Source organism: Phormidesmis sp. 146-33 (genome assembly GCF_052939515.1).
In genome coordinates, this window is record NZ_JBJPHU010000063.1 from 1 (window position 1) to 19069 (window position 19069).

The window sequence follows — 19069 nt, forward strand, 5'->3', positions numbered from 1 at the left end:
GAAATTATCCTCAAGCCTATCCGCTGGGACTATTGAGAATGGTGCAAGATCTGAGATACTGTATCTTAGCTTGAGTACGGTAAAGTCACATATTCGCAACATTATGAATAAATTAACCGTAGACGATCGTGTTCAAGCTGCTGTGGCTGCACTACGATCAGGATTGGTTTAGAGAAGATGAGATCGGTAACGTTAACCAAAAACAACTCCCCGCATTAGGTTGGCTGAATACGCCGATTTCGCCCTGATGTGCTGTGATAATCTGTTGGCATAAATACAGCCCCAATCCCAATCCAGGCATCCGTTTAGCCTTCGCACCCCGAGTATAGAGCCGAAAGAGATCAGGTAATTGCGTAGCAGGAATGCCAATCCCATTATCTTGCACCATACAGCGAATCCACTGCCTGTTTTGCCGTTGGATCAATGCAGCATTGATCTCAACTTGAGTCCCGTTGGGATTATGTTTCAGCACATTAGAAAGCAAGTTGCTAAACACCTGCCAAATTTGAATCTTATCAGCATTGACCATTGGCAAATTGGGATTGATGTAATTTGCCACCGTAACGTCATGCTGCTTGAGAATCATAGCTAAATCTTCAACTACATCATTGACTAAAGAAGATAAATCGAGAGGTTGACAATGCAATACTAAACCTCCTGCCTCTACTGATTGCACTTCTAGTAGTGAGTCAATCAATTCGATTTGCCGCTCAGTCCCTGCTAACAAAGCTTCTAAAATACGGCGATCAAGGCTAATTTGTCGATCGGGCTGGATCAATAAGCCTTGTAAGGTCACGGAAATGCCCAAAGCTGGGTTCTTTAAATCATGAGAGATTGCACGAATTGCCCCACGTAATTGTCTTTGAAGTTCAAACTCTGATCGTTTTAATTTTTCATACAAATACACGCTTAAAATGCAAATCAACCCGATCCAACTAAAGCCAATTAAATTTGGAATAAAACTGTAATCATAAAATTCACGCTGACCGATTTTGGTTAATCCCAGGAGGCGATACAGAAAGAGGTAATGAAAGATGGGTAACAATTGGGTGAGCAAGTGCAACCGCCAGTGAACCGGAATTAATACTGCTACCGCTAAGAAAAAATAAGGCTGAGGGACTGATGGAATGCCCAAAAACGTCCCGACAAGCATGTCACTCCAAGTCAGGCTTGAAGAAATCAAGCAAAAAATGATCGTTGGCTGTCGCTTGCCCCAGTGGCTCTGCAACAGTCTCCAGCAAATCAAGAGCAACCCAAAAGTTACACCTAAATTGATGAACACCTGCATTCTTAATTTTGATACGACACTCGCATCACCCAGCCAACGCAAACCATCCTGAGTAAACTGTGTGCCATTCTCCAGGATTGCCCAGAACATTCCCAAAGTCGAAAGGATAATGACAGGAAAAGCAATGTTAAGGGTGATTTGCAGTCGATCGCGCAAAAACTGCCGCCGCCAAGCCTGATATTCCGCTGATCCGAGCGGTGGATGGAAGAGCAGGTATAAACCGCGATACAAGGATTTAAGACCAAACAGCATGACTTACGTTAGATTCTGTATCTCCATTTAATGCTGATTTTATCCAATTGCGAAATTGACCGATCGGTCAGACCTGTCAGTCGATGGATAACAAACAAGGACTGATTAGAGTGAGTGCTGTAAACCCGACTTCCTTTGAAGGACTCACTCACATGGATTCGATATCATCGACCCACCGCCCACTGACTGCAACTGTCAACCCTGATTCACTCCGAGCCGATCGGGGTTCGCTCTTCGGACTGGCAGACAACGATACCCGGCGCAGTGCGTCGCGCCAAGCCAATGTGCTATCCGGGAATGAACGGAACAATACCCTGAGTGGTGGTCGCCAGGATGATGTGATCAATGGCGGTGCAGGGAGCGATCAACTCTGCGGCAACAAGGGAAACGACTTCCTCAATGGGGGCGCAGGCTTTGATACTCTCAAGGGTGGCAAAGGCAATGACACGCTGGTCGATTACTATGGAGGCGATTCTCTAACGGGCGGCAAAGGCAAAGATATCTTTGGGGTGGGTGGCACATTGTCCAAAGTTGCCAGCATGATCACTGATTTCAAAATTGGCGAGGATCAACTCAAAGTTTTGCGGCTTGGATCTACGTTTGAGAATTTGACTTTTAAGGACAACAACTGTGGAACGATCGTGTTTGATGCCGGTCAAGCGATCGCGGAACTCCAGGGTGTGAAGGCTTCCGGGTTGAAAGCTGATAGCTTTGTCTTTAGTCCAGCTAAACCTGTAAACACTCAGTTTGATGCTCAATACAACCAACTGTCAGCACTATTGGGAGCATACTCCGATCCTGATACTCGACAATTGGCAGAGCAAGTCGCTGATCAAGTAGGCTATGTGGTCGATCGGGTGTTTGAAGACCCTGCATATATATTCACAGCGGTGGGTTTTCGCGCCAAAGATGGCAGTCAGCCACCCGTTCTAGTTTTGCCCGGTGGCTTTCCCGGTAACCCTATCAGTGTAGGCAACGCAGAATTTACCGCCAATGGGAACGCGCTCCGGGATTGGTTAGTCGCGATCGCTGGCGACTCGCAAAAGAATCCTCAGGGGCTAAAGCCAGATGTGACGGGAGCCAGTCGAGGCGGGGCACTCACCCAACTGGTGGCAAGTGCGTTTCCCACCCTGATTGGTTCGGGGGTCTCGTTCAAGTCGACCGGAGTCAATGCAGAGGCGACGGATGACTTTCTTTCCAATGGCGGTGATCCGAGTCAGATCAGGCACTACATCACCTCTGGGGATTATCGCAGTCTTTTTGGCGAGACCTTTATTCCCGGCACCGTCACGATGTCAACTGATAAATCACCGGGTTCTCTCGACCCAAATTTGTCCGCAGAACAGCAACTACGAGGAAATTATGAGCGGAAACATACGTCCGGCATTCTGGCAGATTTCAGCAGTTTACTGCCCGATACGAGCAATCCGATCATTGCTAGCGCGCGGGCGATCACAGACAAGCCAGCCGGTCTAACCCTATCTCAGATTTCGGTCGATGACCTCAACCGACCCGATTTTACCTTCCAAGATGAAGATTGGCAGATGAGTCGAAAACAAGCGCAAACGCAAACTAACAATCCCAACTTGCGCTTCTTTGAAACCCGTGAAGGGCAAGAAGAACTCAGAAAACACTTTGGTGGGGGTGATGATCTCCGGTATTTAGGAGAAGTCGGAAAAAACAACCTTGGTGGTCCGGGTAATGTCAATAATCTTTTCTACCCAGGCATTGCCGGACTCAAGCCCATTCCGATCGCGCAGATCAATCAACCGACCGAGGGAAATGATGTGATCTTCGCAACCACTCACGATGACAAGATTAGCGGTCTCGCCGGGGATGATTATATTCGGGGCGGTGACGGCAATGACACCCTTTTTGGCAATGCAGGAGACGATGTGCTGATTGGGAATAGTGGCAACGATATGCTCAGCGGTGGAGCCGGGTTCAATATTCTCACCGGAGGGGAGGGGTGTGACCGCTTTGTGTTTGATACGGTCTTTGTTTCTGAGACTAAAGTTGGCGATCGTCCTAGTCGCATTAATGACTTTACACCCGGTGAAGACATGATTGGTTTGAGCAAAGCGATTTTTACGGGACTTACGAACAATCTGGCAAGTGTCTTTGGTACCGTCACCGATGATGCAGCGGCAGCAGTGAGTAAAGCCTTGCTGGTCTACAACACGAGCAATGGCAGTTTGACGTACAACGCCAATGGTGCGGCAGCAGGGTTGGGAAATGCTGGGGGTCAAATTGCCCGCGTCTTTGGTCAACCGACGTTGACGGCTTGCGACTTCAAATTAGTCTAGGGTTGCAACGCAAAAAAGAGGTTTGTCGAGTTTTCGATCGCGGCACAACAACCCAGAGTCATTGTGGGTTGTATCATCACTTGAGAAGGGAGAGTTCAATGAATAGTCTTGAAAGCTGGGCATTTTTCTGCATGATGGGATGTCCGTTGTTGGTAGTGCTGTCGGTAACAGTTTTGACGGGTGGGTGGGCCATGGCAGCGAACCTCATCGCAATCTTGTTGGGAATTCTATCCGGTGGTCTTTATGCAGCATCGGCTAGGCAACGGTGACAATCTAACAAACGACGAAGCAACTGCTAAAACATAGCTTGAATCTCAATCAGACCTTGGATCTTCATTGTCTGTAATTTGATGAAAGCAGAGAGGGCACAAAAGAAATGATTTCGGATGCCTTGTTCATTTCAGATGTGGAATCGCTCAATGTTACACACTTGCTTAATCACTCGGTGAAAACTCTCAATTAACCAATGAAGGTCATGAATTATCTTGAACATTGAGCGAATTAAATTTTTGAGTTCTTCAAGTTCAGGTTTCCATAGAATGTATTACCGGACCTGGTTTCTAAAGTCCAATGACAAAGAATGAAGCCTAATCAATTCCAATTCTTTAAAAGGACATACTCCATGAAAAGCATTCTCAACACCCTAACCAAAATGAACAACGCGATTGGTTTGGCAACCCTCTGTGGTGCGATCGCTTCGACTGCAATATTGGCAGGTTCCGCTTCGGCGGCTCCCGTCAAAGACATGGATAAAGCCTACGTCTGCGTTGGTCTTTCCGGTAGCGTCATCACTGAAATTGATCCTAGAATGACTGACGAATTATTACTCCTACTCAAAGCCCCTAAGTCCAATGTGCGAATGAAGGCGGCAAACGTATTGGGCAGTATCGATAAAATTGACCCTAGAATGACTGATGAATTATTGCTCCTAGTCAAAGGCCCTGACTCCAGCGTGCGGATGATTGCGGCACGGGCACTGGGCCGTATCGGTGAAAGTAGCCCTAGAGTGATTGATGAATTATTGCGCCTACTCAAAGCCCCTGACTCCAATGTGCGGATGATTGTGGCACAGGCATTGGGCTGTATCAGTAAAAGTAACCCTATGGTGATTGATGAATTATTGCGCCTAGTCAAAGGCCCTGACTCCAATGTGCGGATGGTTGTGGCACAGGCATTGGGCCGTATCGGTAGAAGTAACCCTAGAGTGATTGATGAATTATTGCGCCTAGTCAAAGGCCCTGACTCCAATGTGCGGATGATTGTGGCGCAGTCATTGGGCCATATCGGTGAAAGTAATCCTAGAGTGATTGATGAATTATTGCTCCTACTCAAAGACCCTGACTCCGATGTGCGTATGATTGCAGCACAGGCATTGGGCGGTATCAGTAAAAGTAACCCTATGGTGGTTGATGAATTATTAAAATGGATGAAACAAACGTGATGTGCAACTAATACGCCCTCATCCCAACCCTTCTCCCTGGGGAGAAGGGCTTTTGAAGTTTTTCTGTTCCCTCTCCTTCGGGAGAGGGCTAGGGTGAGGGCTAAGTTTGTAAGCGTTTGAGGAAAGTTGCACATCGCGTAAACAACCCTAGTTCTATGTTTAGTTTAGACAAGGTGTATTTAATGGGTATGAGCGCATCAGATCTAGAGAGCTATTTAGAAAGGCTTTTCGATGAAAATACTACTCAGATCATTGAGAGTATGCCTCTGGAAGTTACCATATTGTGTCTGTGTGGATTATTTTTATACTCCCTAGCATTTGGCTATAAGGTTGGTCGCAACTATAAGCGTTAGCAAGAAGTCATAATCCGAGTTTAGTCATGTCATCAGGATAGGCATCAAATCTTTTCCTAAGTTTAGATCTCTAAACCCATTACATGCGACACAACCGATTTTATCCGATCGCGAAATTGACCGATCGGTCAGACCTGTCAGTCGATGGATGACAAACAAGGACTGATTAGAGTGAGTGCTGTAAACCAGATCTCCTTTGAAGGACTCACTCTTATGGATTCGATGTCATCGATCAACCGCCTACTGACTGCAACTGTCAACCCTGATTCACTCCGAGCCGATCGGGGTTCACTCTTCGGACTAGCAGGCAATGACACCTTACGGGGTGCGTCGCGTCAAGCCAATGTACTATTTGGGAATGAAGGGAACGATACCCTGCGGGGTGGTTGCCAGGATGACGTGCTCAACGGTGGTGCAGGCAACGATCGCGTATTCGGCGACCGTGGCAATGACCTACTCGTGGGGGGTGCAGGCGATGATTACTTGTCAGGTGGCAAGGGCGACGATCGGCTCAAAGGCGGTGCAGGCAACGACCAACTCTTCGGTGACATGGGGACTGACTATTTGGATGGGGGCGCAGGCTTTGACCGCTTAAAAGGGGGTAAAGGCAATGACACGCTGGTCGATTATGACGGCGGCGATCGGCTGATGGGCGGTAAAGGCAACGACCAATTCTGGGTCGGCGGCGCACTATCCAAATCCGCCAGCAGCATCACTGATTTCAAAATCGGTCAAGACAAAATCCGGGTTTCACGTCTGGGTTCCGGGTTTGAGAACTTGACCTTTAAGGACAACAACGGTGGGACGATCGTGTTTGATGCAGGTCAAGCGATCGCGGAACTTCAAGGAGTGAAAGCTACCCGACTTAAAGCCGACAGTTTTCTATTTGGGAAAGTCGAACTCGCAAAAACCTTACAGGCTAATCTGGATCAATCACTGTTGGACAATCCCAATGCTACAGGGCTAGCGGCGGTGACCTTTGCACCAGATGGTAGTGTTTGGCAGGGTTTTACAGGATTAGCCAACCGGGAAACCCAAGCACCCGTGGATGCTCATTCAGTCTTTGGAATTGGGAGTATTACGAAACCGATCGTTGCCACAGTCGTATTGCAACTGTACGAAGAAGGTAAATTAAATCTGAATGATACGCTCAATCAATGGGTGCCAGATTTAGCGAAGAATATTACAAATGGCGATCGGATTACCATTCGTCAATTACTGGGTCATACCAGCGGTATTCCCAGCTATTTAGATCAACCAGAAGCAAGGGCGCAATTCTTTAGTGATCCCAAGGCATTTTTTAATCGCACCATTCCAGCGCAGGAGCTACTGTCATTTGTTCAAGGTAAACCAGCCTTGGGTGAACCGGGAGCGGCTTACCACTACAGTAATAGCAACTACATATTACTAGGTGAAATCGTGGAAAAAGCCACCGGATCAACGTTGGCTCACCAGTTGCGATCGCGGATCTTTGAACCATTGGGACTGAACCAGACATTTTATGCGCCGCAGGAAGCGGTGAGTCGAGGTAACATTACTCGGACTTACAGCGATTTAGATAGTGATGGCAAGATTACTACAGCCGATTACTTAAATGAAGTCGATGAAGTGAGCAAAAAAGGGCTGAGTTGGGCAGCAGCAGCAGGGGCAATCGTCTCTACAGCCGCCGAAACTGCCAAAATTCAAGCCCTGTTCCAAGGAGAATTCCTATCTCCATCAACCTTGCAGTTGATGATTAGCGACAATTCCGATCTCCTTGCCGGTGTGAATCGTCCACCAGGTTCAGCCCCTGATGGCATCGAACGTAATTTCTATGGGTTAGGTCTTGAATCCGGTAGTATCGCAGGCATTGGCAATTTCTTGCGTCATAATGGCGCGACGATCGGCTGGGGTTCAGAGCTAACCTACTTACCCGATCGCAACATCACCGCCACGGTTTTGGCTTCACAGCCAACTCCCACAGGGACAAGTGAACTGGAGGATTCTAGCTTTATCACCGTCAACAAAAACATTCGTAGCACTATACAGCAATATCAATCTCAGCCTTCTGCATAGGTGTAGGCAACGACCAACTCTTCGGTGACAAGGGGAATGACTAGAATGGAGCTACATCGTTGAGGCGCAGGATAACAAGTCGATGAAGCGGCGATTTGAAAACTTTTCGCTTCGTTCTAGGTTACTCGTCGCCTCTTATCTTGGTCGTTATGCGGCTTAGTCCTTCGCCCAATTTGTAAAGTTTTTTATTGACTGTTTGTTCAGTCATAAATATGATAACTTTAAGAAATGAGATGTAGTTAAGTCGCTTGGACAAGATATCTCTTGGCTCCAGACAGCAGAAGAGGACAACCGGAAACGCGATTCTCTTGCAGAGAGGCTACGCCAACGTAACTTCTTGCAAAAATCTCACTAATACTTCTGTGGAGGATACAACTATGGATCTGTACTATGAAATTCACGGACAAGGCAAACCAATCGTCTTGCTGCATAGTGGTGGAGCGGACTTGCGCGATTGGCAGTTGATTGTTCCTCAGTTAGCCCAAAACTATCGGGTAATTACTTTTGACGGACGCGGTGCAGGGCAATCGCCACCACTACTCGAACCCGCCGATTTTGTTGAAGATCTAAAAAATCTCCTCGACTATTTGCAAATCGATCGAGCAATTCTAGTGGGGCATTCCATGGGCGGGCAGATTGCGACTGATTTCGCTTTAGCTTATCCCGATCGAGTATCTAAACTCGTGCTGGTTGCTCCAGGGCTGTCTGGGCATCAATTCTCACCTGAGATCCAACAGTTGTTTGGCCAAATCTGGGCAGCGGCTCCAGACACGGAAAAAATGACCCAGCTTTGCCTCGCACAGTGTATTTACAGCGTAGTCATGTCTAGTCCCCAGCGTGACTTGATGGCTGCAATGACCCGGCACAACAACGAACGAGCGTTGGAGTGGAAAACCACGGAGATGCGGTGGGCGCAGCCGCCGACGATTGAACGCTTAAATAAAATTCAGACCAAAACCCTATTCATCATTGGGACTCAAGACATGGCGGATAATTTACATACGGCGGAATTGTTTCAACAAGTACCGGATATTCAGTTCGATCGGATTGAGGGAGCGGATCATATGCCGACACTAACTCATCCCACTCGGTTGGTTAGCTCGATCTCCGCCTTCCTCAGTGAGTAACCCCAATGCCCCGTACTTCCGCCGAAAACGATCGCATCCGTCAGGCTACTAGCGAACATATTCTCAAAACAGCATTGAGTTTATTTTGTGACAAGGGCTATTACGCTACCTCGATCGAAGCAATCGCTAAACAAGCTCAAATCTCGAAGGGATTGCTGTATCACTATTTTAAAAGCAAGGCAGAAGTATTATCTGCACTGGTCGATCTGCGGATCGATGATGTATTGCTGGTGATGAATGCTGCTAAAGCAAAACCAATACCAGCAGATGGGATTCGGCATATTGTCGAAGGGGCACTCGCCGATGTCCAGCGGCAGCCGGATGTATTTCGATTTTACCTCAATCTGTTCAGCCAACCCAATCTCGATCCGATCGCGGCGCAATCTAGCCAGAAATTAAAGGACGAACAAGCTAGACAGTTTGAAGTACAGACTCAGATGTTTGAACGATTGGGCGTAGAAAATCCACGAATGCGATCGCTTTATTTCTCTGCAACTTTGCAAGGAATTATGCTGATGTTTTCGACCTACCCCAAAACCTTCCCGCTCAATGCTGTGAAAGCTCAAGTGCTCGCAGAGTTTTGTGATGAAGTAAACCACTGAAAGTTAGTACACCGCGAATAGGAGATTAAACGATGACCGCTTATGCTGTTGCTGTGATTTATGAGACACGATTTGGCGAAGAGATTAAAGAATATTTGCAACGCATTGATGTAACGCTGGCTCCATTCTCTGGCAAGTACCGCATACACGGTGGCCCCTATCACTTACTGGAAGGTTCTTGGCTAGGAGACTTGGTTGTTATTGAGTTCCCTTCCCTAGAACAAGCAAGCGGTTGGTATGAATCAGATGCCTATAAGGCGATTCGGTCATTACGTGTCAACAACACTGTCGGTGACGTATTTTTGGTAGAGGGTGTATCCGACGGGCACAAAGGTACTGACATCCTTAGCTAAAAACGTCAGAGTGCGCTCCAACAATTCATCCAAGCCGAAGCAACTTTTACCCTAGGTGTTAGGCTGCAAAGTATGGCTACCGCAGAATACCAAATGATTAACCTTCTACACTTCTACAATGGAGAAACCCTGGAATTAAGGTTGCCTAAGATATAAGAAAACCGATGTATGAAAAGATATGGAAAGTAAATGGATTAGTCATAACGGAGTTCGCCTTTTCTCCGAGTCTTTCGGTACTTCAGACGATCCACCAGTTTTATTAATCATGGGAGCGATGGCTTCAGCCGTGTGGTGGGCAGAAGACTTTTGCTGCCAATTGGCTGCTCTGGGTCGCTATGTAATTCGCTACGATCACCGAGACACAGGGCGCTCAACCAGTTACGAGCTAGGTCATATTCATTATTCCGTTGAAGATCTAGCGGATGATGCGTTTTGTGTTCTTGATGGCTATGGAATTCAGAGCGCTCATTTAGTGGGAATATCGCTAGGAGGATTCCTGGCTCAACTGATGGCGCTCAAGCATCCTCAACGGGTCAAAAGTCTGACGTTAATCGCCTCAGAACGCTTAGCCGAAACTGATCCAACAATGCCAGGGATCGATCCATCTATCCTTGAATACCATGCAAAAGCCAGTGACCTGGATTGGGCAAACCGTGAGGCAGTGATTGACTATCAGATTGGTACGTGGCGATTGATGTCTGGTTCAGCCCATCCGTTTGATGAATCAGCTATCCGCGAATTAGCTGGGGCTGACTTCGATCGCACTCCCAATCTCATAACGACCTTTAATCATGCCTTGCTTCAAGGCGGAGAAAAATGGTGTAATCGCCTCCACGAAATCGCTGTACCAACTCTGGTTATTCATGGCACAGAAGATTGTGTTTTACCCTATGCCCATGGCTTGGCATTGCAAGCAGAGATCCAGGATGCTGTATTATTACCATTGCCAGGAACAGGACACGAACTGCATCGCAACGACTGGGCTGTTATTCTTGGCGCGATAGAAAAGAATACTGTATCCCCGCAAGAAACAGCCTAACAATTCGCTGAGAGCGGACTTCCGAAGATCTTGGTGTTGAGTTCACAGTTATTAGCAGCCGCTCAAGCGACCCGTTATGCAGCAGCGCCACAATTAATATACTTGTGGGTGATTCGGAATTCGCGTATTGGTACGGACAGATTTCGGACACTGTGTAACGGCATTATGAAAGAGATGAGTTAAGATTATTTGCGAGTGGGCTGCAACGTTCGCTGACAACCCAGCAGAAGGGAGCAAAACAATGGCAACCTTGATTATTTTGTTAGTTACCTTTGCCTTCGCAATCCTGATTAGATTTGTCTTTTTTAGTCAACAGCCGATTCGCTATCGGTTCTGCGGGCGAATCGCTCTAGCCGCTATGTTCTTATTTACCGGAGTCAGTCACTTCCTGCTAGATGATGGCATGGTTCAAATGCTACCTGAATTTGTACCTTTTCGATATTTCATCATCTATGCAACTGGTATGCTTGAACTGTTTTTTGCGATTGGCTCGCTGATTCCTAAGTATTTTCGACTTACAGGAATACTTGTGATTGCATTTTTGGTTTGTGTTTTTCCGTCCAATGTTTATGCAGCGCTGAATTCAGTGGATTTTGGTGGTCATGGAAATGGACCGCTTTACCTACTGTTCCGTACACCATTGCAAGTCATCTTCATTGAATGGACTTGGATGGTTGCAGTGCAGAAGCAATCTCCAAGGGCAATTGGATAACATCGCTCAAATCGTTTCCAGAATCTTGGAGTAAGGCGTACTATAAAGCAGTGAACTAGATTCAACGGGGCGGTAACTGCAAACGGTAACTGCGAAAATCAACGTGGTTTGTTCCGTCGGCGAGAGCTTGTTTGTTAGGACTTTAACAGGGTGTGACCGCACCCAATTCATCAAACGCATGGTGGAATTTGCTCAACTGAGCGGGTTGAGAATTCACCTCGTTTACCACCCGCTGTATCACAGCAAATACAACCTGATAGAACGCTGTTGGGCAGTCTTGGAGAACTACTGGAATGGCACAGTGTTAGATTCCATCGAAGCCGCCCTCCACTGGGCAGGAAACATGACTTGGAAGGGAATTTCTCCGATCATTCATTGGATCGAGGAGCTTAATTGGAGTGAGTTGATGCGTTTCAAGATTGCCTGCATCAGTGAGCTTACCAACCGCAGAGAAATCAAACCCTAGCAAAATAGCTAAATCCGCTTGATTCAATTGAGGCAGTTCTTCTTGTGAAATTGGGATAGCGAGTTGACCAGGAAGACTATTTGCGGGTTTTAGGATTTCAAATCCTAAGCTTGCAACTAGAGAAGAGCAATGGTTACTCTCTTGATCAAATAAGTTGATCTCTCTCATGTTACTGGTAGAGAGAATCAGAGCTTTTGGATGGGTCGCAATGAATGTCGCAAAGCGTTGACGTGCATCAAGAATTGATTGCTTCATCTCTGCGATAATGCGACGCGCTTGCTCTGGTTTGCGAACTGCTGCTGCGATCGTGTTTAAATTCGTTTCCATATTAGACCAATCCAGCACTAAAGTTGGCGCAATCTTTGCCAGTGTTGAATACTGCTTGCTCACATCTTTCATGCCTAGAATCAGGTCGGGCTTGCTTTTGAGTAAGACTTCAAGTGAAGGGTTATAGTGCAAGCCAACGTTTACAGGCTGAGTTGAAACGTTCCCTCTCTCAAGGGGCGAGGGTTAGGGTGAGGGCGAATTTAGCATTTCATACTGCGATTCAGCAGCGCCTCTGACTCTTGTTGATCGGCGTTACCATTTCTACAGACTTTTCGATGACTTCTTCCAGGTTTAAGATAGACAAATCCAGGGAGCGTAACCTGGTAGGTTGAACATCATTACAATTGCCCTCCTTTTTTGATTGTGCTATGCCGATTCCTCCTATCAAGCTGACCACTCTGCGCCGCAATGCGACTCCTCAATCTTTTGAGCGAGGTGAAAGCTACTATCGATCGGGAGCCGTGTCCGCTTTCACTCAGCGAGGCCATGTGCTACAAGCAGAAGTCGAAGGGAGTGAAGCCAGACCTTATCAAGTGACAATGCAGTTTGACGCAGGTGGCATTACAACTGCCCAATGTACCTGTGCCTATAGCTTTGGGGGTTGGTGCAAACACATCGTTGCCGTTTTGCTTGTGTGTGTCCACCAACCAGAAACCATTGAAGTTCGTCCTTCTCTGGAGCAACTCCTCGATCGCCTCGATCTCACTCAAACCCGGCAGGTCGTCCAGACACTTCTTGCGGATCATCCGCGCTTGATCGATGACCTCGATCGCCAGGTTACCTTAATCACTGCCGCTTCCTCCCCAGCGACCTCCTCTCCCACACAGACGAAGCCAACTCGTCGCACCCCCATCGATCCCGCCCCCTTCCGTCGTCAGGTGCAGCAAGTGTTTCGCGATGCTGTCGATGCCTGGGAAAGTGGCTATGACGATGATCCGGTAACCGACAACCTGCTGAACATTGTAGACAAGGCAGAAGAATTTTCTCAAATGGGCGACGGGGAGAGTGCAATGGCAATTCTGGAAGGCATTACCCAGGGCTGCGTAGACGACTGGGATGAGGTCGAAGACTATGGAGTAGACAGCAATGAAATTGTCGCAGCGCTCGATCGCGCCTGGACACAAGCCATTCTCATTTCTGAACTCACGGCGGAACAGCAGACCCAATTGCGATCGCAACTCCAAACCTGGTAGCAACAATGGGGAGAGTCCCTCTTGATGAGTCTAGAAGCCTTGCAGCAGGGATGGAGCCATCCGCCATTGGTGCGAGTGCTAAACGGCGAAATCACCGAATTGGGTGCCTGGGACAGAGAGCGGCCCGACTTTGCTGACGACCTGGCATCGATCCGGCTAGACATTCTGACCCAACAAGAACGCTATCAGGAATATCTCTACCTGGCACAAGCCGAAGGACAAATCGAACAATACCTCACCACGCTGGCCCGATTGGGGCGAGTAGAAGAAGCTGTGACCGCCGCCCAAACCCAGATGACCACCCTGGAAGAAGCCTTTGCCTTGGCTCAAACTCTGCGGCAGCAAGAAGCCGTTACCCAAGCTCTAGCCATTGCCCAAACCGGGTTGACTCTACCCGGCAACCGTCTCTATGAACTCGCCATCTGGACAAGTGACCTGGCAGAAGGATTAGATAATTCGGCGATCGCCCTCACCGCCAGAGTCACCGCCTTCAAAGCCCAACCCTCTTTTGCGGACTACCAAAAGATCGAAGACCTGGCAGGAGAGAACTGGGCAACGCTTCGTCAAGACCTGCTGCAAATGCTGGAGAAGCACACAGGCTGGGGACTGGAAGAGGCAAAGGTAGATATCTTTCTGCACGAAGGACTAATCGATCGCGCCATTGCTGCCATCAAAAGCTTTAGCTACTACTCCCTGATTCATCGCGTTATGGAGGCTGCTATCTCCCAGCGCCCAGAATGGGTGATCGAAAATGCCCGTCAGCGTGCCGAAGACATTATGAATCGAGGCAAAGCCGATGCTTACCACCACGCGATCGAATGGTTGCAAAAGGCGAAAGCTGCCTATCGACAGGCAGAACGACAGCCAGAATGGTCAGCCTACCGTCAGCAATTGATGCAAACTCACGCCCGCAAATATAAACTGATGGCAATGTTGCAAAAGCTTTGAGTGTTGTAGGAGATGAATGATGGTTCTGAATCGCACCCCCGAAACAATCTCAATTACGCTTGTCCCTCAGTCAAACGGACACTATATCTGCGAGTTATCATCCTCTTTTAGCGACTCTTCCAGAGAAAGCATCCAATGCCAGGGGCAAACAAAAGAACATGCGATCTCAATTGCATTAGAACAGTTAGCCGATGCTTATCGCCAGATAGCGGAAGAACAGCAAAACATCGATTGGGATGCGATAGAACGATCGCGCTCTGGAGAGCTAATCAATCATCGGTATCACGTCATTCTGCACTACGAGCGCATTGCTGAAGATGAGTCGAAGTTTGAAGCATTGCACAATACGATTATGGGAAACACAGTCGTTGAGGATGCCAAAATCACAGTCATTGAAATTGATTCGGACTTACAAATTGAACCCTAGAGCAATCATAAGAGTGAATGGGGCACCGCGAATTCCTTTAAGAAAACTTAGAGCGATCGAATCTAAGCGCCCTATACAATAGAGATGCAACTTCCCCAATCCGAGTGCCCATGCTTGCGACCCGTACACTTCCTCATTTGACCCCGCAGGAATATTTTGAGTGGGAGGCCCAGCAAGACCTGCGCTATGAGTATTTTGATGGGCAAGTCTTTGCGATGACGGGTGGATCGCTCCCCCATGCTGACATTGCGCTAAATGTTGCGAGTGTCCTCCGCGAGGGTCTACGCGGACGCTGCAAAGTAAGAAACTCAGATGCAAAGGTCGGAATTACAGAGAATGGCCCTTTTGTTTATCCTGATGTCAGCGTCACTTGTAATGATCAAGACCGCACTGCTCAACAGTTTTCACGTCATCCTTGTTTGATTGTTGCAGTCTTATCTCCTAGCACCGAAGCCTATGACCGAGGTGGAAAATTCGCTCTCTACCGCCGTTTGGAGAGTTTGCAAGAGTATGTTCTTGTAGGATCTACTGCCAAGACGGTGGATGTCTTCCGGCGGAGTCAATCGGGGTCATGGACATTTATTCCCTATGGTGAAGGCGATGACATTGAGCTAGTGAGTGTGGGTTTGACAATCTCGATCGACGTAATCTATGAAGATGTGCTGCTAGTGCAACCTGAAATTCAATCTAATTCTCTGCTAAATGACAATGACTGAAATGGGTTCAAATTTGAAGATTAAATTGTGCGGTTCTCTAGAAAGAGTTGACCTTTGTAGAGTTATTCCCGAATCCGAATGATATCTGTAGCCTAAGAACTTATAATCCGTACTGTCCATGCAGGTAAAGATACAGTAGATGTTGAGTAATCCTCTTTACGTCACAAGTCATGGGGCAGCCTACGTTGGAGATTCCCTGGATTTGCTAGAGCAGCTTGAGGCTGATTCGGTTGATTTGGTGATGACTTCTCCTCCTTTTGCAAATTCCTAATACTGAAAGCAATTCTCGCTACCTTCAGCTCTGTAAAGCAGCGGGTGTTGCTCCGCATCCTGCAAGATTTCCTCAAAAGCTCCCAGCCTTCTTCATCGACTTCTTAACAGAGCCAGGAGATACGGTGCTGGATATCTTCGCGAGTTCTAATACAACGGGAACTGCTGCTGAGGCTTGCCAGCGCCGCTGGATCGCTTTTGAGCAGAGTCTTGAATACTTGGCAACTTCTGCCTTCAGATTCTTAGATCCAGCAGAAAGTAGTACTCAGGCGATCGCTCTTTTCAAGGAGCTTATTGAAACCCAAAAGACAATTCAAATCACTTGCCCTAAATAGCTACAGCTAGTGATTTAGAAAAGGTTTATTTGAGTCTCCTCACGCTCGTCGCGTTGGTAGACCAATTCACCTCGTCGAATCAACCGCATGGGTAGTTTAGGATTATTAATAGAGTCCACTGTGGTCAACTTTCTTGCCCAATCACCAAACTTCTCTGGGTCTACTGGGTGAGTTATGCTAATGCACGGTGAGCTACTTTGCAAACACCACGAGTGGAGGGGTGAAAGGCATTAACAATAGGCTCAAAGTAATCAAGCGTTTGGGTTATGGATTCCGAAACTTCGCCAATTTTGAGTGGCGGTGTCTCATCTACTGACATCTAGAGTTTGGTTCAGCATAACTCACCCGATAGACCCACAAGTTCGTCAACCGTTTTGCAACTATCTCAAAACCCATTACGACTTACTCGAAGGACTCGCAAAAGGCATGGGGCTAACTGTAAGCCTCAAAGATTTCTCGGAAGACGACATTGATAGCCTGTTAGAGTTTGGGGTAGAAGGCTTTATGAAAGGACGATCGCTGATCGGTACGCCTACAAGCTGTCAGCCTTTTGTAGAAGAAATTCGTCACGCGGGAGTCGATGAGATTGCCTGCCTGATTGACTTTGTGCAAAATACCGAGTTTGTTATGGCAGGTTTACCGTATCTCGATCGGCTCAGAATGATCTGCAACCAGAAAACTCCGGCTTCTGTGTAGTACATCAAGAAAAGATTTGAATACACCTGGCTTTGGATGCAACTACCCTATCCTAACTCGTTATCTATTAGTCCCTACAGCAAAGAAATTCCCTATTCGAGCAGTAAAATTACACGGAATGATGGAGAGATCAATCATGGCTTCAAAAATCTGATCGCCCATCCAGAATTAGTCGATACCATTCCAGAACTTGCTTCAGATCAAGCGCTAAAATCCTTGGTTTGTGCGCTAAATTTTGAACATACTCAATTTTTTACCACAGGGTGCTTTAGCAGTGAGGTCAAAGAAGGGGACGGCTACCGATATAGTGGCTATCTTGAGTTTGCATGGAACTGTCAGATCTGTGTCCGCGATGCTATCAACTACTTCTCACTGTTTTTTCACTTTGAACAATTTTTAGGTGACCATAGAGTGAAGCAAATAGTCAGCTTTCAGTGGTTGCTCGAAGAAGCTCAATTTCTGGATGTCGAGATTGCTGGATTTTGCTGTGCCATTTTTATCAACACAGTCTGCTGCTCATCCAGTCATCAGGCTTATGCCGATTGGCAGGGATCATTGAGTATGCTGGAATCCTTCCTAGGCACTATTCCAATGCAATCTTCTAGCGTAATTTACTAACGCTGCTCGTTGTAGAGGTATAGTGAATGTATGCTATTTTGGGTAGCTATTCAACGCGCTTTGGGGCTTAATATTTTGAATATATACGAGTTTGATGTCGTCATCGTTGGAGGGGGCCCAGCAGGCTGTACTTGCGCCCTGTACACATCCCGTGCCGGACTGAAAACCATTATTTTAGATAAAAATCCTGCGGTTGGTGCATTAGCGATCACTCACAAAATTGCCAATTATCCTGGCGTTGCGGGAGATGTCAGCGGCCATGAACTGCTGGATGTGATGCGCGATCAAGCCATTTCTTTCGGAACGTCCTACCAGCGTGCCCAGGTGTTTGGCATTGATGTTAGCGACTCGTTGAAAAAAGTCTATACGCCTGAAGGTACATTTGTTGGGCGGACTTTGGTGTTAGCAACGGGCGCAATGGGTCGCGTTGCCTCATTTCCAGGAGAAGCGGAATTTTTGGGTCGTGGAGTAAGCTATTGTGCGACTTGCGATGCTGCATTCTATAAGGCGCGTGAAGTTGCTGTGGTTGGAATCAATCATGAGGCGATCGAAGAAGCTCAAGTTTTGACTAAGTTTGCCTCGACGGTGCATTGGGTGACGGTGAAAGACCCACAACCTGATGATGAATTGGTTAAAGATTTATTAAATATGTCTAATGTTAAACATTGGAGCCAAACTCGCCTCACATCCATCCAAGGCAATGAAGCAGGAGTGACGGGTGTGCAGGTCAAACCCAAAGGACAGTCAGAACCGCTCTCTCTTTCAGTGGAAGGAGTTTTTGTTTATCAAAGCGGCTCTAAACCCATCACAGATTTTATTGGCGGTCAAGTAGAGTGTAATGCAGATGGCGGTGTGAAGGTCAATGAGATGATGGAGACAACTGTGGAGGGCGTTTGGGCGATCGGCGATATTCGGAATACCCCGTTTAAGCAGGCAGTTGTCGCGGCTGGCGAGGGGTGTGTTGCAGCGATGGCGATCGATCGATTTCTCAATCGTCGTAAATCTATTAAACCCGACTGGGATCATTCTTAACTATGACAGTTATGCAAGCTAAACCTTCCTTTCTAGCCACCGTTCTCCAGTCCAGTTCAAGCGAGAATCGCAGTTTTCAGCTTGCTTGGGTATTACTTCGAGTGGTCGTGGGGCTGTTGATGATTCCCAATGGGCTAGATAAATTAGCAGATGTACAGGGTTTTGCCACAGGTGTAGTGAAGTTTCTGGGTTTGCCCTACCCAGTCTTTTTTACGTATTGTGCTGCCTATGTCGAAATTGTTAGTTCAATTTTACTAGCTCTGGGATTGTTAACTCGGTTGGATGCATTCGCATTGCTGTTCACGATGCTAGTTGCCATTTATTTTCACATTAAAGGCGAGGGCTTGCACATTAAGCCGCTAGAAATGGCTTCTCTCTACGCGGTGTCCTTTGGGTTTCTTCTGGTCAATGGCGGCGGCTTGTTCTCTATTGACACGCTCCTTTCTCGGCAGTTAAATAAAAGCTGATGAGGGCTAATCAAAGATTTGGGTGAAGCTGATTGGAGGGATGAAT

The 19069-nt window shown here is 47.3% G+C and carries 19 protein-coding genes and 4 pseudogenes; 20 read left to right on the forward strand and 3 right to left on the reverse strand.

The annotated features are described in order from the left end of the window. Nucleotides 1-172, forward strand: a 172-nt coding sequence (locus tag ACJ2PR_RS22060; protein ID WP_446878591.1) for a LuxR C-terminal-related transcriptional regulator, incomplete at its 5' end; no start/stop codon positions are given. Here the strand turns inward: ACJ2PR_RS22060 and ACJ2PR_RS22065 are convergent. Next, the gene (locus ACJ2PR_RS22065; protein ID WP_446878560.1) at nucleotides 158-1540 is read right to left on the reverse strand and encodes a sensor histidine kinase; all 1383 of its coding nucleotides are present in this window, start codon (nucleotides 1538-1540) and stop codon (nucleotides 158-160) included. The genes ACJ2PR_RS22060 and ACJ2PR_RS22065 overlap by 15 nt on opposite strands. A gap of 152 nt (nucleotides 1541-1692) precedes the next feature. Here ACJ2PR_RS22065 and ACJ2PR_RS22070 point away from each other — a divergent pair, with 152 nt between their 5' ends. Beyond that, nucleotides 1693-3846, forward strand: coding sequence for a calcium-binding protein (locus ACJ2PR_RS22070; RefSeq protein ID WP_446878561.1), 2154 nt, complete (start codon nucleotides 1693-1695; stop codon nucleotides 3844-3846). A gap of 316 nt (nucleotides 3847-4162) precedes the next feature. Here the strand turns inward: ACJ2PR_RS22070 and ACJ2PR_RS22075 are convergent. Next, a pseudogene (locus tag ACJ2PR_RS22075) lies at nucleotides 4163-4390 on the reverse strand (IS701 family transposase); the annotation flags it as partial. A 78-nt stretch (nucleotides 4391-4468) separates the two neighbouring features. On the opposite strand from ACJ2PR_RS22075, the gene ACJ2PR_RS22080 reads away from it, so the two are divergent. From ACJ2PR_RS22080 to ACJ2PR_RS22115, 8 genes and pseudogenes are all read left to right on the forward strand, one after another. After that, nucleotides 4469-5287 (forward strand): HEAT repeat domain-containing protein, encoded by an 819-nt coding sequence (locus ACJ2PR_RS22080; protein ID WP_446878562.1) that lies wholly within the window; start codon nucleotides 4469-4471, stop codon nucleotides 5285-5287. A 575-nt stretch (nucleotides 5288-5862) separates the two neighbouring features. Further along, complete coding sequence (locus ACJ2PR_RS22085) at nucleotides 5863-7695, forward strand: serine hydrolase (RefSeq protein ID WP_446878563.1); 1833 nt, start codon at nucleotides 5863-5865, stop codon at nucleotides 7693-7695. 377 nt (nucleotides 7696-8072) lie between these two features. After that, nucleotides 8073-8822, forward strand: a complete 750-nt coding sequence (locus ACJ2PR_RS22090; RefSeq protein ID WP_446857784.1) for an alpha/beta fold hydrolase — start codon at nucleotides 8073-8075, stop codon at nucleotides 8820-8822. Nucleotides 8823-8827: 5 nt separating this feature from the next. Then, a complete protein-coding gene (locus ACJ2PR_RS22095; protein ID WP_446857785.1) occupies nucleotides 8828-9424 on the forward strand; it encodes a TetR/AcrR family transcriptional regulator in 597 nt (198 codons plus the stop codon). Between the two features lie 32 nt (nucleotides 9425-9456). Then, nucleotides 9457-9777, forward strand: coding sequence for a DUF1330 domain-containing protein (locus ACJ2PR_RS22100; RefSeq protein ID WP_446878564.1), 321 nt, complete (start codon nucleotides 9457-9459; stop codon nucleotides 9775-9777). A gap of 178 nt (nucleotides 9778-9955) precedes the next feature. After that, on the forward strand, nucleotides 9956-10816 hold the full coding sequence (locus ACJ2PR_RS22105) for an alpha/beta fold hydrolase (protein ID WP_446878565.1): 861 nt from the start codon (nucleotides 9956-9958) through the stop codon (nucleotides 10814-10816). A gap of 241 nt (nucleotides 10817-11057) precedes the next feature. After that, a complete protein-coding gene (locus ACJ2PR_RS22110) occupies nucleotides 11058-11528 on the forward strand; it encodes a DoxX family protein (protein ID WP_446878566.1) in 471 nt (156 codons plus the stop codon). A gap of 157 nt (nucleotides 11529-11685) precedes the next feature. Then, a pseudogene (locus ACJ2PR_RS22115) lies at nucleotides 11686-11916 on the forward strand (ISAzo13-like element transposase-related protein); the annotation flags it as partial. Here ACJ2PR_RS22115 and ACJ2PR_RS22120 read toward each other — a convergent pair. Further along, nucleotides 11833-12465, reverse strand: a pseudogene (locus tag ACJ2PR_RS22120) (ABC transporter substrate-binding protein); the annotation flags it as partial. The pseudogenes ACJ2PR_RS22115 and ACJ2PR_RS22120 overlap by 84 nt on opposite strands. A 224-nt stretch (nucleotides 12466-12689) precedes the next feature. Here ACJ2PR_RS22120 and ACJ2PR_RS22125 point away from each other — a divergent pair. The 10 genes and pseudogenes from ACJ2PR_RS22125 to ACJ2PR_RS22170 all read left to right on the forward strand — a co-directional run bounded on the left by ACJ2PR_RS22125 (nucleotide 12690) and on the right by ACJ2PR_RS22170 (nucleotide 19023). Then, entirely contained in the window at nucleotides 12690-13514 is an 825-nt protein-coding gene (locus ACJ2PR_RS22125) for an SWIM zinc finger family protein (protein WP_446878567.1), read from the forward strand. 24 nt (nucleotides 13515-13538) lie between these two features. After that, complete coding sequence (locus ACJ2PR_RS22130; protein WP_446878568.1) at nucleotides 13539-14462, forward strand: hypothetical protein; 924 nt, start codon at nucleotides 13539-13541, stop codon at nucleotides 14460-14462. 19 nt (nucleotides 14463-14481) lie between these two features. Then, complete coding sequence (locus tag ACJ2PR_RS22135; RefSeq protein WP_446878569.1) at nucleotides 14482-14889, forward strand: hypothetical protein; 408 nt, start codon at nucleotides 14482-14484, stop codon at nucleotides 14887-14889. 110 nt (nucleotides 14890-14999) lie between these two features. Beyond that, a complete protein-coding gene (locus ACJ2PR_RS22140; protein ID WP_446857792.1) occupies nucleotides 15000-15605 on the forward strand; it encodes a Uma2 family endonuclease in 606 nt (201 codons plus the stop codon). Between the two features lie 257 nt (nucleotides 15606-15862). Then, on the forward strand, nucleotides 15863-16210 hold the full coding sequence (locus ACJ2PR_RS22145) for a DNA methyltransferase (protein WP_446878570.1): 348 nt from the start codon (nucleotides 15863-15865) through the stop codon (nucleotides 16208-16210). Between the two features lie 187 nt (nucleotides 16211-16397). Continuing rightward, nucleotides 16398-16526: pseudogene (locus ACJ2PR_RS22150) on the forward strand (transposase); the annotation flags it as partial. Then, nucleotides 16511-16906 (forward strand): hypothetical protein, encoded by a 396-nt coding sequence (locus ACJ2PR_RS22155; protein ID WP_446878571.1) that lies wholly within the window; start codon nucleotides 16511-16513, stop codon nucleotides 16904-16906. The pseudogene ACJ2PR_RS22150 and the gene ACJ2PR_RS22155, both read left to right, overlap by 16 nt. Before the next feature lie 36 nt (nucleotides 16907-16942). Then, the gene (locus tag ACJ2PR_RS22160; RefSeq protein WP_446878572.1) at nucleotides 16943-17524 is read left to right on the forward strand and encodes a hypothetical protein; all 582 of its coding nucleotides are present in this window, start codon (nucleotides 16943-16945) and stop codon (nucleotides 17522-17524) included. A 30-nt stretch (nucleotides 17525-17554) separates the two neighbouring features. Further along, nucleotides 17555-18556 carry an NAD(P)/FAD-dependent oxidoreductase gene (locus ACJ2PR_RS22165; protein WP_446878573.1) on the forward strand — a complete coding sequence of 334 codons (1002 nt, stop codon included), beginning with the start codon at nucleotides 17555-17557 and terminating at the stop codon, nucleotides 18554-18556. An 11-nt stretch (nucleotides 18557-18567) separates the two neighbouring features. Then, complete coding sequence (locus ACJ2PR_RS22170) at nucleotides 18568-19023, forward strand: DoxX family protein (RefSeq protein ID WP_446878574.1); 456 nt, start codon at nucleotides 18568-18570, stop codon at nucleotides 19021-19023. Nucleotides 19024-19069 lie beyond the last annotated feature (46 nt).

Bases quoted from the DNA above. Each gene is read 5' to 3' on its own strand.
- ACJ2PR_RS22065 (WP_446878560.1), bottom strand. From the start codon at position 1,540: ATGCTGTTTGGTCTTAAATCCTTGTATCGCGGTTTATACCTGCTCTTC.
- ACJ2PR_RS22070 (WP_446878561.1), top strand. From the start codon at position 1,693: ATGGATTCGATATCATCGACCCACCGCCCACTGACTGCAACTGTCAAC.
- ACJ2PR_RS22080 (WP_446878562.1), top strand. From the start codon at position 4,469: ATGAAAAGCATTCTCAACACCCTAACCAAAATGAACAACGCGATTGGT.
- ACJ2PR_RS22085 (WP_446878563.1), top strand. From the start codon at position 5,863: ATGTCATCGATCAACCGCCTACTGACTGCAACTGTCAACCCTGATTCA.
- ACJ2PR_RS22090 (WP_446857784.1), top strand. From the start codon at position 8,073: ATGGATCTGTACTATGAAATTCACGGACAAGGCAAACCAATCGTCTTG.
- ACJ2PR_RS22095 (WP_446857785.1), top strand. From the start codon at position 8,828: ATGCCCCGTACTTCCGCCGAAAACGATCGCATCCGTCAGGCTACTAGC.
- ACJ2PR_RS22100 (WP_446878564.1), top strand. From the start codon at position 9,457: ATGACCGCTTATGCTGTTGCTGTGATTTATGAGACACGATTTGGCGAA.
- ACJ2PR_RS22105 (WP_446878565.1), top strand. From the start codon at position 9,956: ATGGAAAGTAAATGGATTAGTCATAACGGAGTTCGCCTTTTCTCCGAG.
- ACJ2PR_RS22110 (WP_446878566.1), top strand. From the start codon at position 11,058: ATGGCAACCTTGATTATTTTGTTAGTTACCTTTGCCTTCGCAATCCTG.
- ACJ2PR_RS22125 (WP_446878567.1), top strand. From the start codon at position 12,690: ATGCCGATTCCTCCTATCAAGCTGACCACTCTGCGCCGCAATGCGACT.
- ACJ2PR_RS22130 (WP_446878568.1), top strand. From the start codon at position 13,539: ATGAGTCTAGAAGCCTTGCAGCAGGGATGGAGCCATCCGCCATTGGTG.
- ACJ2PR_RS22135 (WP_446878569.1), top strand. From the start codon at position 14,482: ATGGTTCTGAATCGCACCCCCGAAACAATCTCAATTACGCTTGTCCCT.
- ACJ2PR_RS22140 (WP_446857792.1), top strand. From the start codon at position 15,000: ATGCTTGCGACCCGTACACTTCCTCATTTGACCCCGCAGGAATATTTT.
- ACJ2PR_RS22160 (WP_446878572.1), top strand. From the start codon at position 16,943: ATGCAACTACCCTATCCTAACTCGTTATCTATTAGTCCCTACAGCAAA.
- ACJ2PR_RS22165 (WP_446878573.1), top strand. From the start codon at position 17,555: ATGCTATTTTGGGTAGCTATTCAACGCGCTTTGGGGCTTAATATTTTG.
- ACJ2PR_RS22170 (WP_446878574.1), top strand. From the start codon at position 18,568: ATGCAAGCTAAACCTTCCTTTCTAGCCACCGTTCTCCAGTCCAGTTCA.